Origin of the sequence: Bradyrhizobium retamae, from assembly GCF_001440415.1 — a bacterium.
GTDB classification, from domain to species: Bacteria; Pseudomonadota; Alphaproteobacteria; order Rhizobiales; family Xanthobacteraceae; genus Bradyrhizobium; species Bradyrhizobium retamae.
In genome coordinates this window covers 50,837-64,187 of the sequence record NZ_LLYA01000156.1, presented here as the reverse complement: position 1 = coordinate 64,187, position 13,351 = coordinate 50,837, and the positions used below count along the sequence as shown (strand labels likewise).

Below are 13,351 nucleotides of genomic sequence, written 5' to 3'. Positions count from 1 at the left end.
GTTCGTTCCATGCCCGATCGAATCGGCCGTTTGATCAAGCTATTCGGGACGCAACGCGCGGTCGTTGGCCTCGTTGCATCCGTGCTTGCGATCGCTCCCGATGCCGGCTGGTCGCAAGCCGTACCGCAGCCCTCGCTCGGCCTGCAGTCGCCGGCCCAGCAGCCGGTGCCGGCTCAGCCCGAGCGGCAGCAGAGTGAGCCACAGCAAGCGCCGCGCCAGGAAAATCCCGGCCTGATCAACGAAATCGGAAAGCTGTTCGAGAAATCCAAATCGCTGTTGCTGCCGCTGAAGAGCCCGGGCGAGACCATCAAGGATCTCAACGCCGGCGCCAAGGGTGCCGGCGACAGCCTGCCGAACATCGCCAGGCCATCAGTCATGGTGAGCGGGCGGGCGGCGTGTCTTGTCGCGGCCAACGGCGCGCCGGACTGCAAGGCCGGCGCCGACCGGCTGTGCCAGAGCAAGGGCTACAAGGAAGGCAATAGCCTCGATACTGACGCGGCCGAGAAATGCTCGCCGAAAGTGTTCCTGCCCGGCTACAAGCGGCAGTCTGGCGATTGCAAGACGGAAAATTATGTGACGAGGGCGCTCTGTCAGTAGTGGTCGTTCCGTCATCTGGCTGCGCCAAAACGCAATACTTGACACTGGAAAGATTGCCTTGTTGGTTGGTATGACGTCTGGCATCTCTAGAGCCAAATCGTTTGCCTGATAACCAGAGGATCGCTTCGAATGTCCATGCCCGCGCTGTTCAAGGGCCGCCTGTCGATACCCGTGATCGGATCGCCGCTGTTCATCATCTCCGTGCCCGATCTCGTGATCGCCCAGTGCAAGGCCGGCGTGGTCGGATCGTTTCCGGCGCTGAATGCGCGGCCGGCTTCGCTGCTCGACGAATGGCTGGCGCGGATCACCGAAGAACTCGCAGCCTACGACAAGGCGCATCCGGAGCGACCGTCGGCGCCGTTTGCGGTGAACCAGATCGTTCACAAATCCAACAACCGGCTCGACCACGATCTTGCGGCCTGCGAGAAGTACAGGGTGCCGATGCTGATCACCTCGCTCGGCGCGCGCGAAGATCTCAACCAGGCGGCGCACAATTGGGGCGGCATCGTCTTCCACGACGTGATCAACCAAAAATTCGCGCACAAGGCGGTCGAGAAAGGTGCCGACGGCCTGATCCTGGTGGCGGCCGGCGCCGGCGGCCATGCCGGCACGATCTCGCCGCTCGCCTTCGTCGAGGAAACGCGCGCCTGGTTCGACGGACCGATCGCGCTGTCGGGCGCGATTGCCAACGGCCGCGCCATCCGTGCGGCGCGCATCCTCGGTGCCGACTTTGCCTATATCGGCTCCGCCTTCATCGCGACCCAGGAAGCTAACGCGGTCGAAGCCTACAAGGAGATGATCACGTCGTCGTCGGCGGAAGACATTGTCTATTCAAACCTGTTCACCGGCGTGCACGGCAATTACCTCAAGCCGTCGATCGTCAAGGCCGGCCTCAATCCCGACGACCTGCCGACCTCCGATCCCTCGAAGATGAGTTTTGGCACCGACGCCTCCGGCGAGCGCGCCAAGCCGAAGGCGTGGAAGGAGATCTGGGGCAGCGGCCAAGGTATTGGCGGCATCGGCAAGGTGGTGCCGGCCGCCGAGCTGATCGCGCGGTTCAGGAAGGAATATGACGAGGCGGTCGACCCCGCATTGTGAGGTGCCTTGCGGGTCGCGCGCCGCCGTGAAGGCGACGGAGGATCGGTGATGGCCGAACACAACCTGAGTGCGCGTGTTGCACTGGTGACGGGCGCGTCCCGCGGTATCGGCGCGGCAGTTGCCTTGACGCTTGCCGAAGCCGGCGCCGCGGTCGCGGTCAATTATCGCGAGCGCGCTGGTGATGCCGATGCTGTTGTCGCCCGGATCAAGGCCAGTGGCGGCCGCGCCATCGCGATCGGAGCCGATGTCTCGCAGGCTGGGCCCGTCGCCAACATGGTCGAACAGGTGGGCTCCGCGCTCGGTCCGATCGACATTCTCGTCAACAATGCCGGCTTAGCTATCTTGCGCGGCGTCGACGATCTCACCGAGGACGATTTCGACCGCACCATCGCGGTAAACCTGAAATCGGCGTTCCTGTGCACGCAGGCGGTGCTGCCGGCGATGCGGGCGCGCAAATGGGGCCGCATCGTCAACATCTCGTCGGGCGCGGCGCGCGGCGCCGGCGCCATCGGCGTACACTACAACGCCTCCAAGGCTGGCATGGAAGGACTGACGCGCGGCTACGCGGCGCGCCTCGTCAAGGAAGGCATTACCGTCAACGCGGTGGCGCCGTCGCTGATCGAGACCGACATGATGGGCGGCCGGACGGACCTCGCGCGCAACATCCCGCTCGGCCGCATGGGCCAGGCCGAGGAAGTCGCGCAAGCCGTCGCGATGGTGCTCGGCAACAGCTACATGACCGGGCAGACCATCGTCCTCAATGGCGGCATGGCATTCATTTGACGCGCCGCCTTGCTCGCCATCTCCCGCCAATGGCGCACGGTGCCCTGTCCGCCGCGGGCTCGACTCGTTCCGCCGAAGCAGGCAAGAAGCTCGTCCCTTGATCGACAGGACTTCTCATTCAATGGACGGTATTTTTCGCGTTGACGGCAACGACGTCGTCACCAGCCCCTTTGCGGCAGGCCCATGGGATCCGAGCATGCAGCACGGCTCGCCGCCGGCGGCGCTGGTGGTGTGGGCGGCGGAGCGGATTCCGACGCCGGTCGCGATGCGGGTTGCGCGCGTGACCGTGGACCTGATGCGCCCCGTGCCGGTGGCGCCGCTGACCATCGAGAGCGAAGTCTTGCGCGAGGGCCGCAAGATCCAGCTCTGCGCGGTCAGGCTACTGGCTAAAGGCGTCGTCGTGGTCGGCGCGACCGTGCTGAAGATCAAGGTGCAGGCCCAGGAATTGCCGCCAGAGGCCGCGATCCTGCCAGTCGAGCTACCGGGGCCGGATCGATCGCGCGTCGAGCCCGCGGATTTTTCCTCCAGCCCGTTCGTATCAGGTATGTCGCTGCGCGCCGCGCGCGGCCGCTTCGGCGAGCCCGGTCCCGGCGCGATCTGGTATCGCGTCGACCGGCCGATCGTGGAAGGCGCGCCGGTATCGCAGGCGATGCGGGCGATGGCGGCGGCGGATTTCTGCAACGGCACCTCGGCCGTGCTGGATTTCCGCGCGTGGACCTTTCTCAATGCCGACCTGACCGTGAATTTTGCGCGTGAGCCGGTCGGCGACTGGATCCTGCTTGATGCCGAGTCCTGGATCGGTCCCGACGGCGCGGGGCTGGCAATGGCGCGGCTCGCCGACGAGCGCGGCTATTTCGGCCGCGCCATCCAGAGCCTTGTCATCGAGAAGCGCTGAGCGCGGACAGGCGGCATGGTGAAGCCGCGATCAGAGGGATCGCGGCTTCCCGATCATTCGAGATCGATCGGCTGGTAACGCCCGCTTTCGTCGAGTGCCGTGCCCCACACCTTGTTCGAGGCCTGGTGCTCGGAGCGGCCGAAGCTGAGCTGGGTCCCGAGACCGAGGTCGAGATTGCGCATCGTCTCCAGCGTGTCGATCAGCTTCTCCGTATCGATCTGCGGGCCGGTCCGCTTGATGCCCTGGATCAGCACGTTGGCGGCGACATAGCCCTCGAACGAAACGTAGTCGGGCGCTTCGCCTGGGAAATACTTGGCGAGCGCATTCTTGTATTCGAGCACGGCGGACGAATAGCCCGACACCGCCGGCACCACCTGCGTCACGATCACGCCGTTGGTGTAACGCGGTCCCAAGAGTTTCAGTTCTTCGGCGAGCGCGGTGGAGCCGACGAACGAGACGTTGGAGTAGATCAACCCGGGATAGAGGTCGCGTGTCTTCTCGATGAACCGCGCCGCGGCCCGGTAGGTGGCGACCATGACGACGGCCTTGATCGGCGGTTTCGCGAGCTTCAACTGGTTGATCGCGTCGTCGACGTCGACGGTGTTTCGCGCATAATTGAGCCGGAGGATGGCGCCGTCGTTCACGCCCATAGAGCGAAACGCCTTGGCGACACCGGCAAATCCGGCGTCGCCGTACGAATCCTGCTGCGCGAACACCGCGATCTGGCGGGGCTGCAGCCGGCGTATCTTGACGAGGTAGCGGACGACTGCGTCGGTTTCCTGAACATAGCTGGCGCGGTAGTTGAACACGTAGCGATCCGGCGGATCGTTGCGCAGGATGTTGGCGCCGGTGAAGGCTCCGAAGAACAGCATCCGGCGCTCGAGCGCATAGGGAATCGCAACCGCCGCGGTCGGCGTGCCGACATTGCCGACGATGCCGAACACCTGGTCCTTTTCATAGAGCTGCTTCATCGCTTCCGCGGTGCGCGAAGGCTCGTAGCCGTCGTCGGCGGCGTACAACTTGAGCATCCGCCCGTCGACGCCGCCGGCATCGTTGATCCGGTTGAAGGCGGTCTCGATTCCGAGCTTCATCTGGCGTCCCAGCTCACGGGCCGGGCCGGAGAAGGGCGCGGCGATGCCGAAGCGGATTTCCTTTTCGCCGATGCCGCGTGGCAGCGGCCCGGTCGGGACCGGGGCCGTCGGCGCGGTTGCTGCGTTCGCGGCCGTTGCCGCGGCGGCAGGGGATGGGCCGATGACGCTGGAAAGACTAGGGCCCGAGATCGAGCGTTCGAGATCGGCAAGCTGACGATCCGCCCGGATGCAATCGATTTTGCCCGAGCTAACGGCGGCGCGGCCGTCGGCCACGCTGCGATCGAACGTCTGGGTGAGATCAGAACGCTCTGCCTCGTTCGACGAGGCTTCCCGGATCACCTGTGAAAACTTGTCGGCGATGGTCTGGATGCGGGGACGCGCAATGTCGCGGCAGGCCTGGGCCGAGCCGATCACGGGGCCGACGCGGCCTGCAAGGTCGCGCACGATCGCAATGTCGCCGGCAGCCTGAGCGCTGCCTGCGATTCCGAACAGCACGGCCCCGACCAGCAAGGAGATCCGGTGCGAGGTCATGGCAAACTCCTTGAGAACAAGATGGCGGAAGGTCGGTTCTCAGGCATTGTCATTCCTCCATCTGGATCATGGGTTGGCGCGTTGTGGCGTCGCCGGATCCGGCTTCTCGCGCCACTGCATGAATTGCTTGAGCAACTGGGACTGCTCGGGCGCAGGCGAGGCGCTCGGTGGCGTGGAGGCGAGAACGGCCTGGAATTCGCTGATTGCAGGCTTTGGCGAAGCCTCTCCGGATTGGAACAGGGCAGCCTTGATCGACTGCACGATTCCGGAGGACGCCGACGGCTCACCGTCGCTCTGCCGCGACCCCGGCACGGCGATGACGAAGAACAACGCCACGAGAGCCGCGACGCCGATCGCGGCACCAAAGCGCGCTGCGACGCTCCACAACGCCTTCTTCGATTCCAGTTGAGGTTCGCGCATGATCTCGGGATCGAGGCGATGGCGCAGCGCATCGGATACGGCGCTCTCGAGCTGGGAGTCAAACGACGCCGGAGAGAACGGTGTCGTTGCGGGACTGGCGTCGCGCACGGAAGCCGACCGCTCACGTAGCGAGCGCGGCGCGTAGTACAGGGGATCGCGGGGATTGATGTGGTCCTGCTCACTCACACTACTCATACGCTCACTCCTCATGTCGCTTGGCGGATTGACCGGCGGATTGCTCGGCGGCGGAACGGCAGGTGACGTACCGGTCAGGAGTTCCAGATCGCGGAACAGGCGCGCGGGATCATCGACGTCCGCTTTCTGTCCGCTATCGAGCTTGCTTGGAAGATTTGAAGCAAGGTGTGAGGCGCCGTCCCTGCGTCCGACGACACCTGCCTGCGAGATCGAATCTCGCGACCACACAACGCTCACGGCTTCCACTGCCTCGTCCCCTGCCGGCTAATGTTCCGTCTGCCCGACGGATTGAGCTGCCAGACCGCAGAGATCCGCAGCACACATAAGTTTGTTGGAACCGCGCGAGGACTAATTTAGGTCGGAAACGTGACCAAAGTAAGTTGAGCTCGCGTTAGCTACAACTCACGTGACCCCTGTTTTCATAGGCTTTTGCGCGCCCTCGCCGCGATCAGCAGCAAGGATCGGCCATAAATGCGCCGGATTCGCTGGCGTTGCGCCGTTTTCTGCGCGTAGCGCGGGCTTTCACATTAATTACTCGTTAACCAAGTTCGTCGATTGTTAACCATTCACTAAGAAGGCGAGTCGAACATCATGGACGTCCGAGCGGATCCTACGCGTCAACTGGTCCGGCTGCGCGGCCGGTCCTATGTCGCGTTCGTATTCAGCCCTGTCGTGCCGATCGTGGAATGGCTCGCCGAGATCGACGCCACGCTGGCCCGCTCGCCCGGATACTTCGTCGGCAAGCCGATTGTGCTCGATCTCTCAGCCGTCGATCTCTCAAGCTCCGCCATCGCCCATCTCGTCGGCAGTCTCAACGAGCGCAACATCCGCGTCCTCGGCATCGAGGGGGTGGAGGAAGATCGTCTCGCGGCGAACATGCCGCCCTTGCTGACAGGCGGCCGTGCCTGCGTGATCACGCGAAACGAGCCGACGCAGAAGCCGGGGCCCGAGCCGAAGCCGAAGCCGACCTCGCTCTTGCTGGAGAACCCGGTACGTTCGGGCCAGTCCATCGTCTTCATGGAAGGCGATGTCACGGTTTTGGGCTCGGTCGGGTCGGGCGCGGAGATCGTCGCCGGCGGATCGATTCACATCTACGGCACGCTGCGCGGCCGTGCGATGGCTGGCGTCAACGGCAATTCGGCCGCACGGATCTATTGCCAGAGAATCGAGGCCGAGCTGCTGGCGATCGATGGCTACTACCAGACCGCAGAAGAAATCGACGTCGCGCTCCGCAACCGTCCGGCGCAAGCCTGGCTGGAGGGCGACACCATGAAAATTACCCCGCTGAATTAACCGGCTAAGGAGATCAAGTATGACCAAGGTCCTGGTCGTTACCTCGGGCAAGGGAGGCGTTGGAAAAACCACCTCGACGGCCGCGCTCGGTGCGGCGCTTGCGCAAGGCGGGCAAAGCGTCGTGGTGGTCGATTTCGATGTCGGCCTGCGCAACCTCGATCTGGTGATGGGCGCCGAACGCCGCGTGGTGTTCGACCTCATCAACGTGGTGCAGGGTGTCGCCAAGCTGTCGCAGGCCCTGATCCGCGACAAGCGGCTGGAAAATCTCTGGCTGCTGCCGGCCTCACAGACCCGCGACAAGGATGCGCTGACCGACGAGGGCGTGGGCCGCGTTATCGCCGAGCTCAGGAGCCGGTTCGACTGGATTGTGTGCGACAGCCCGGCCGGCATCGAGCGCGGTGCGACGCTCGCAATGCGCTATGCCGACGAAGCCGTCATCGTCACCAATCCCGAAGTGTCCTCGGTGCGCGACTCCGACCGCATCATCGGCATGCTCGATTCGAAGACGGTGAAGGCGGAGCGCGGCGAGCGGGTGGAAAAGCATGTGCTGATCACCCGCTACGATCCGGCGCGTGCGGCGCGCGGCGAGATGCTCAACATCGACGACATCCTGGAAATCCTCGCGACGCCTTTGCTCGGCATCATTCCCGAGAGCCAGGATGTCCTGAAGGCGTCCAACGTCGGCACGCCGGTGACGCTCAACAATGCCGAGAGCGCGCCGGCCCGCGCCTATATCGATGCCGCGCGCCGCCTGATGGGCGAACAGGTCGCCATGACCGTGCCGGCTGAGCGCAAGGGCTTCATGAACCGCTTGCTGGGACGGAGAGCTGCATGAGCATGAATCTGCTGCGGCTGTTTAGCGGCCGCAATGCATCTGCCCCCGTTGCGCGGGAGCGGCTGCAGATCTTGCTAGCGCATGAGCGCGGGCTACTCGGTCAATCCGACTTGCTGGCCACACTGCGGGAGGAAATCCTCGCGGTAGTGTCGAAGCACGTGGTGCTCGATCCCGACAAGGTGATGGTTAAGCTGGAGCGCGGCAAGACGGTGTCGACACTCGAAGTCGATATCGAAGTGCCCAATAATTTCGACAAGAAGGCTCCTACCGAAAAGCGCATGGCCGGCTGAAAGGCGCGGTGCCGACCGCGCTGATTGATCGCTACCCCACCATCCGCTCCCGCCCGGTCCAGAAGCCTGCCTTCAGCGCCTTCTTGTCGACCTTGCCGACGCCGGTCATCGGCAACTCGCTAACGAACTTGACGTGCTTGGGCGCGTGCGCCGAGCCCTTCCTCGCCTTCACGAGGTTGATCAGCTCGTCCGGATTCGGTCGCGCGCCTTCGCGGGCGACGATCACGGCGGTGACCGCCTCGCCCCATTTGTCGTCGGGTACGCCGACCACGGCGACCATCGCGACGTCGGCATGTTGCGACAAGACATCCTCGACCTCGCGCGGAAAGATGTTGAAGCCGCCGGAGACGATCATGTCCTTCTTGCGGTCGAGGATGAACATGTAGCCGCGTTCGTCCGATCGCGCGATGTCGCCGGTGTGCAGCCAGCCGTTCTTCAGCGTCTCCGCGGTCACGTCGGGCCGTTTCCAGTACTCGGCCATCACATGCGTGCCGCGCACGCAGATCTCGCCGGCCTCGCCGGTTGCTACTTCCTGGTCGTCATTGTCGAGGATCTTCACCTGGCAAGCGGCGATCGGGAATCCGCAGGACAGGAACAGCTCCGGCGTCCTGGGATCGTGGTCGGCCTTGCGCAGCACGGATACCGGATAACATTCGGTCTGGCCGTAGAGCTGCGAGAACACGGGCCCGATCCGCTCGATGCCCTCGACCAGCCGGCTGGGCGACATCGCAGACGCGCCGTACAGCAAGAGTTCGAGCGAGGAGAGGTCAGTCTTGTCGAGGGAGGGATGATCCAGCATGACGTAGATCATCGTCGGCACGAACAGCGTGAAATTGATCCTCTCGCGCTCGATGGTCTTGAACACGGCTTCGGGATCAAAGCCTTTCAGCATGTGAACGGTGCCGCCGCGCATCAGCGTCGGCAGCACTTTTGTCCCCGCGACATGGCTGATCGGCGCGACGGTGAGATAGCGCGGCGTATCCGGAATTTCGAAATCGGCCAGGATCGCACTGGCCCAGCCGCCATATTCCCGGTGGTGCCGCAGCGCGCCCTTGGATTTGCCGGTGGTGCCGCCAGTGTAATTGAGCGTGGCGATGTCGTCGGGCTCGGCAAAGCTGCGCGCCGTGGCGCTGCCGGCGGCTTCAATCGCCTGCAACATATCGGCGCCGTAGCTGGCGGGGCCGAGCGTGAACACCGTCTTCACGCCGGTCGCTTTGGCCGCGAGTTCGCCGCCGCGGTCGCGGAAGGTAACCCCGTCGACCACCAGCATCTGCGCTTCGGAATCCTCGAGCTGAAACAGTTGGTCGTCCAGCGAACCCAAAGGATGCAGCCAGGTAATCGCCAATCGCGAGAGCTGCGCGGCGACACCGGCGCACCAGGTGTCGGCGCGGTTGGCGGTGAGAAACGCGACGCGGCTGCCGGGCTGAAAGCCCAGCTTCATGAACACGGCCTGCATGCGCCCGATCATGTCGGTTGCGCCGCGATAGGTGAGCGATCCGCCCGGCCACGCGAACGCTGTGCGCTCCGGGTAGCGCGCCAGCGCCAGCAACGTCTGCTCGCATGCCGCCGGAAACGCGTAGAGCGGATTGCCCATCTTTCTTCCTCCTGCTTGTTTTGTAATTGGCCTTCGCCCGTGCCAATGTTGGGTAACGCTAACACAACAGGCACACTGCTCAAGCTAGGATGATGCAACCAACCGATGCTCTTGCGCGTTTTCGCGATCGCCTTAGCCTGCCGCTGATTGCGGCGCCGATGTTTCTCGTCTCCGGCGTCGAATTGGTGGTAGCCGCCTGCCGCAACGGCGTGATCGGTTCGTTTCCGACCGTGAATTGCCGCAGCCCCGAACAACTCGATCAATGGCTGACGGACATCGATGACCGGCTGAAGGAGCACTCGGATGCAAGCGGCAAGCCCGCAGCGCCTGTATGCGCCAATCTGATCGTGCATCGCTCCAATGCGCGGCTGGAGCAGGATCTGCAGGTGCTGCTGCATCACCGGCCGGAAATGGTTATCACCTCCGTCGGCTCGCCGGCGCCGGTATTGAAGCCGTTGCGCGATGCCGGCGCGCTGGTGTTTGCCGACGTCGCATCCATCCGCCACGCCGAGCGCGCGGCGGCCGCCGGTGCCGATGGGCTGGTGCTGCTGACGGCAGGCGCGGGCGGCCAGACCGGCTGGCTCAATCCCTTCGTGTTCGTGCGCGCGGTGCGCGCCTTCTTCGATGGACCCCTGGTGCTAGCGGGCGGCATCGCGGATGGTCACGCCCTGCGCGCGGCCGAGGCGCTCGGCTGCGATCTCGCCTACATGGGTACCAAATTCATCGCCACGTGGGAAAGCATGGCAGACGCGCGCTACAAGGAGATGCTGGCCGCCAGCAGCGCCGACGACATCCTGCTGACCAAGGCATTCACGGGCCTGCTGACTAACATGCTGCGCCCCTCGATCGAGGCCGCCGGCCTCGATCCGGACGATCTTCCCGAGCGAGGCGCGATCGATATCGGCAAGGATATCGACATCGGCGCGCGCGAGAACCGCCCGAAGCGCTGGAAGGATGTCTGGAGTGCGGGACATTCCGTCTCGGGTGTGACGGAGGTGCTTTCGGTCGACGAGATGGTTGCGCGCACAGCGGCGGAATATCGGAACGCTGCCACGCGCCTGCGATTGAGCTAGAGCGTTTTCCAGCGAATTGGACGCCGCTTCGCGTCAAGAAAACGCGTCAAAGCGAGAATGTAGGGCCCGGTTCTGACTCAATCAGAACCGGGCTCTAGCGCGCAAAAGGTTCCCGGCGATCCAGCCACTGCATTTTTGTGATGCAGCAATGCCAGGCGCGCCCGACGGCAAATGCCAAGAGAAAGCCGCCGCGCTGGCAAACTTCCGACACAGGATGACGGCGAAAACAAGCAATCCGACATGACGCACGCGCGAAGGCGAGGCCGATTCCAGGTTTCGTCGCCGGGCGCATTTTATTCAGCGAGGCCTTCGTGTCGCACAAGCTCTTCTCCGCGATCCTGCTCATCGGCGCGCTGTTTACCTTCCCGGTTTTCGCGCAGCCCGGCGCTGCGCCTGCCGCCCCTACCGATAAAGCTGACGTCCTGACGCCCGATCAGGCGAAGCGGGCGCTCGATACGCTTTCCGATGACAAGAAGCGCGCGCAAGTCATCGAGACGCTACGTGCGATCGCCAGTGCCTCGCCGCCACCGCAAGGCGCGGCTCCAGCGCCCGAACAGAAATCCGCGATGCCGCTCACGGCGGACAGCCTCGGCGCACAGCTCCTGCTGACAGTATCCGAGCAAGTCGGCGAGATCTCGCGCGAGGTCGCCGATGTGGCGCGGACACTGACGGACTTTCGGGCATTCTATTACTGGTTCGCGCGGACCGCCAACGATCCGTCCGCCTATCACCAGTTGTTCGACATCGCGTGGAAGCTGGCGCTGGTGTTTCTTTGCGCCCTCGCTGCCGAGTGGCTGGTTTTCCGCCTGATCAAGCGCCCGGTGGCGCTGTTGGAAGCGCGCCTGCCGCAAACGGCGCGCGCGCCGGTGGCGACTTTGGCGGTGGCCGATCCGCCATCCTCCGTGGCTGACGTCACGGCCGCGCCCGAGCTGCATCGGCGGCGCCTCAGTCTGGCGCGCACCTGGCAGTCGCTGGTCAGGTTGCCCTTTGTGTTGGGACGTCTCGCGCTCGAACTGCTCCCGGTGCTCGTCTTTGTCGGGACCGCCACGATGTTGCTGGGCACCGGGATCGGCGATCTCGCAACCACCCGGCTCGTAATCCTCGCGGTCGTCAACGCCTATGCGCTGACGCGCGGGCTGATCTGCGTGGTACGGGCGCTGGCCGGACCTTTCGGCCTGTTTCGCGTTCGCGCCGAGACCGCAGCCTATATCGAGATCTGGGCGCGGCGCATCGTCACCGTCGGTGTCTCAGGCATTGCCTTCGCCAATGTGGCGTTGCTGCTGGGCTTGCATCGCGGTGGCTACATGGCGTTGCTGCGCCTGGTGATGCTGGTCGTCCATCTCTTCATCGTCGTCATTATCCTGCAGTGCCGCCGCCAGGTTGCGGATGCTATTCGCGCGCCGGCCGGGCGCGACGGCACAGCCGCCAGGGTGCGCAACCGCGTCGCCGGCCTGTGGCACTATCTTGCGATCGCGCTCGACCTCGCCTTGTGGGCAGTGTGGGCGCTCAATATCCGCAACGGCTACGCGCTGCTCCTGCAGTATTTCGTCGGCACCGTCGCAGTTGCGCTGATCGTGCGTCTTTCCACCATGCTGGTGCTGAGCTTGATCGATCGTGGCTTCCGCATCAGTCCGGAACTCCTGCGCCGCTTCCCGGGCCTGGAGAACCGCGCCAACCGCTATCTGCCGCTGTTGCGCAACGTCATCTCGGCCGCGATCGCCTTCATCGGCTTTGTCGCGCTGCTGGAAGTCTGGGGCATCGACGCCATCGTCTGGTTCTACGGCGGCCAGATCGGCAGCCGGCTGTTGTCTGCGGTGGTCACCGTCGGCATTGCAGCGCTGGCTGCTGCGGCGATCTGGGAAATCAGCAACGCGTTGCTGGACCGCAAGGTTACCGCACTGTCGCGCGAGGGACACTACGCGCGCGCGGCGCGGCTGCGCACCTTTCAGCCGATGCTGCGAACGGCACTGTTGTGCCTGATCGTCGTCGTCGTTGGCCTCACGGCGCTCAGCGAGATCGGCGTCAATGTCGCGCCGCTGCTCGCCGGCGCCGGTATCGTCGGTATCGCCATCGGCTTCGGCTCGCAGAAACTGGTGCAGGACCTCATTACCGGGCTGTTTCTCCTGATCGAGAACACCGTCCAGGTCGGGGACAACGTCACGCTGTCGGGTCTTTCTGGGGTTGTGGAAAATGTTTCGATCCGCACCCTTCGCCTGCGCGCCAGCGACGGCTCCGTGCATATCGTGCCGTTCAGCGCGGTGACGACGATCACCAATTCAAGCCGCGGCGCCGGCAACGCGGCCGTCAGCGTCAACGTGGCCTACAAGGAAGACACCGACCGCGCCGGCCAGATCCTGAAGGATATCGTCGCCGAAATGCGGCGCGAGCCCGAATTCCAGCACCTGATCCGCGGCGATCTCGAACTGTGGGGCGTCGACAAGGTAGACGGCGCGATGGCTTCGATCGTCGGCCAGATCCGCTGTAGCGATGCCGGCCGCTGGCCGGTGCAGCGGGAATTCAACCGCCGCATGAAGCGGCGATACCAGCAGTGCGGCGTGGAGATCGCGCCCGCTAGTCATACCATTTTGATGCAGGTTCCAGCGCCTGCCGATGCCGCCGCGAATGCGCAGCCGAGGCGGGCGGCGGGTTAGTTCTT

12 protein-coding genes are annotated in these 13,351 nt (G+C 64.4%); 9 read left to right on the top strand and 3 right to left on the bottom strand.

Annotated elements, in window-relative coordinates; translation table 11 throughout:
- Positions 1–9 precede the first annotated feature (9 nt).
- The 4 genes from CQ13_RS19085 (at position 10) to CQ13_RS19070 (ending at position 3,373) form a co-directional block, all read left to right on the top strand.
- On the top strand, positions 10–597 hold the full coding sequence (locus CQ13_RS19085) for a hypothetical protein (protein WP_057844376.1): 588 nt from the start codon (positions 10–12) through the stop codon (positions 595–597).
- Positions 598–726: 129 nt separating this feature from the next.
- Positions 727–1,695, top strand: coding sequence for an NAD(P)H-dependent flavin oxidoreductase (locus tag CQ13_RS19080; protein WP_057844375.1), 969 nt, complete (start codon positions 727–729; stop codon positions 1,693–1,695).
- 48 nt (positions 1,696–1,743) lie between these two features.
- Positions 1,744–2,478 carry an SDR family NAD(P)-dependent oxidoreductase gene (locus tag CQ13_RS19075; RefSeq protein WP_057844374.1) on the top strand — a complete coding sequence of 245 codons (735 nt, stop codon included), beginning with the start codon at positions 1,744–1,746 and terminating at the stop codon, positions 2,476–2,478.
- A 121-nt stretch (positions 2,479–2,599) separates the two neighbouring features.
- Positions 2,600–3,373: a thioesterase family protein gene (locus CQ13_RS19070; RefSeq protein ID WP_057844373.1), complete on the top strand. Its 774-nt coding sequence runs from the start codon at positions 2,600–2,602 to the stop codon at positions 3,371–3,373.
- Between the two features lie 53 nt (positions 3,374–3,426).
- On the opposite strand, the gene CQ13_RS19065 is transcribed toward CQ13_RS19070, so the two are convergent.
- Together CQ13_RS19065 and CQ13_RS19060 are read right to left on the bottom strand one after the other, a co-directional pair.
- Positions 3,427–4,995, bottom strand: a complete 1,569-nt coding sequence (locus CQ13_RS19065; RefSeq protein ID WP_197427371.1) for an ABC transporter substrate-binding protein — start codon at positions 4,993–4,995, stop codon at positions 3,427–3,429.
- A 66-nt stretch (positions 4,996–5,061) separates the two neighbouring features.
- Positions 5,062–5,610, bottom strand: coding sequence for a hypothetical protein (locus tag CQ13_RS19060; RefSeq protein WP_063800109.1), 549 nt, complete (start codon positions 5,608–5,610; stop codon positions 5,062–5,064).
- Between the two features lie 591 nt (positions 5,611–6,201).
- On the opposite strand from CQ13_RS19060, the gene minC reads away from it, so the two are divergent.
- The 3 genes from minC to minE are packed head-to-tail and all read left to right on the top strand — an operon-like array spanning position 6,202 to position 8,028.
- The gene (minC, locus tag CQ13_RS19055; protein WP_057844371.1) at positions 6,202–6,903 is read left to right on the top strand and encodes a septum site-determining protein MinC; all 702 of its coding nucleotides are present in this window, start codon (positions 6,202–6,204) and stop codon (positions 6,901–6,903) included.
- A 19-nt stretch (positions 6,904–6,922) separates the two neighbouring features.
- Positions 6,923–7,738, top strand: a complete 816-nt coding sequence (gene minD / locus CQ13_RS19050; RefSeq protein WP_057844370.1) for a septum site-determining protein MinD — start codon at positions 6,923–6,925, stop codon at positions 7,736–7,738.
- The gene (minE, locus tag CQ13_RS19045; protein WP_156433752.1) at positions 7,735–8,028 is read left to right on the top strand and encodes a cell division topological specificity factor MinE; all 294 of its coding nucleotides are present in this window, start codon (positions 7,735–7,737) and stop codon (positions 8,026–8,028) included. The genes minD and minE overlap by 4 nt, the downstream gene beginning before the upstream one ends.
- Positions 8,029–8,059: 31 nt before the next feature.
- On the opposite strand, the gene CQ13_RS19040 is transcribed toward minE, so the two are convergent.
- The gene (locus CQ13_RS19040; protein ID WP_057844368.1) at positions 8,060–9,622 is read right to left on the bottom strand and encodes an AMP-binding protein; all 1,563 of its coding nucleotides are present in this window, start codon (positions 9,620–9,622) and stop codon (positions 8,060–8,062) included.
- Positions 9,623–9,714: 92 nt separating this feature from the next.
- Between CQ13_RS19040 and CQ13_RS19035 the strand changes: the two genes are divergently transcribed.
- Complete coding sequence (locus CQ13_RS19035; RefSeq protein WP_057844417.1) at positions 9,715–10,695, top strand: NAD(P)H-dependent flavin oxidoreductase; 981 nt, start codon at positions 9,715–9,717, stop codon at positions 10,693–10,695.
- Between the two features lie 311 nt (positions 10,696–11,006).
- Positions 11,007–13,346 (top strand): mechanosensitive ion channel domain-containing protein, encoded by a 2,340-nt coding sequence (locus tag CQ13_RS19030; protein WP_057844367.1) that lies wholly within the window; start codon positions 11,007–11,009, stop codon positions 13,344–13,346.
- Positions 13,347–13,351: the final 5 nt, after the last annotated feature.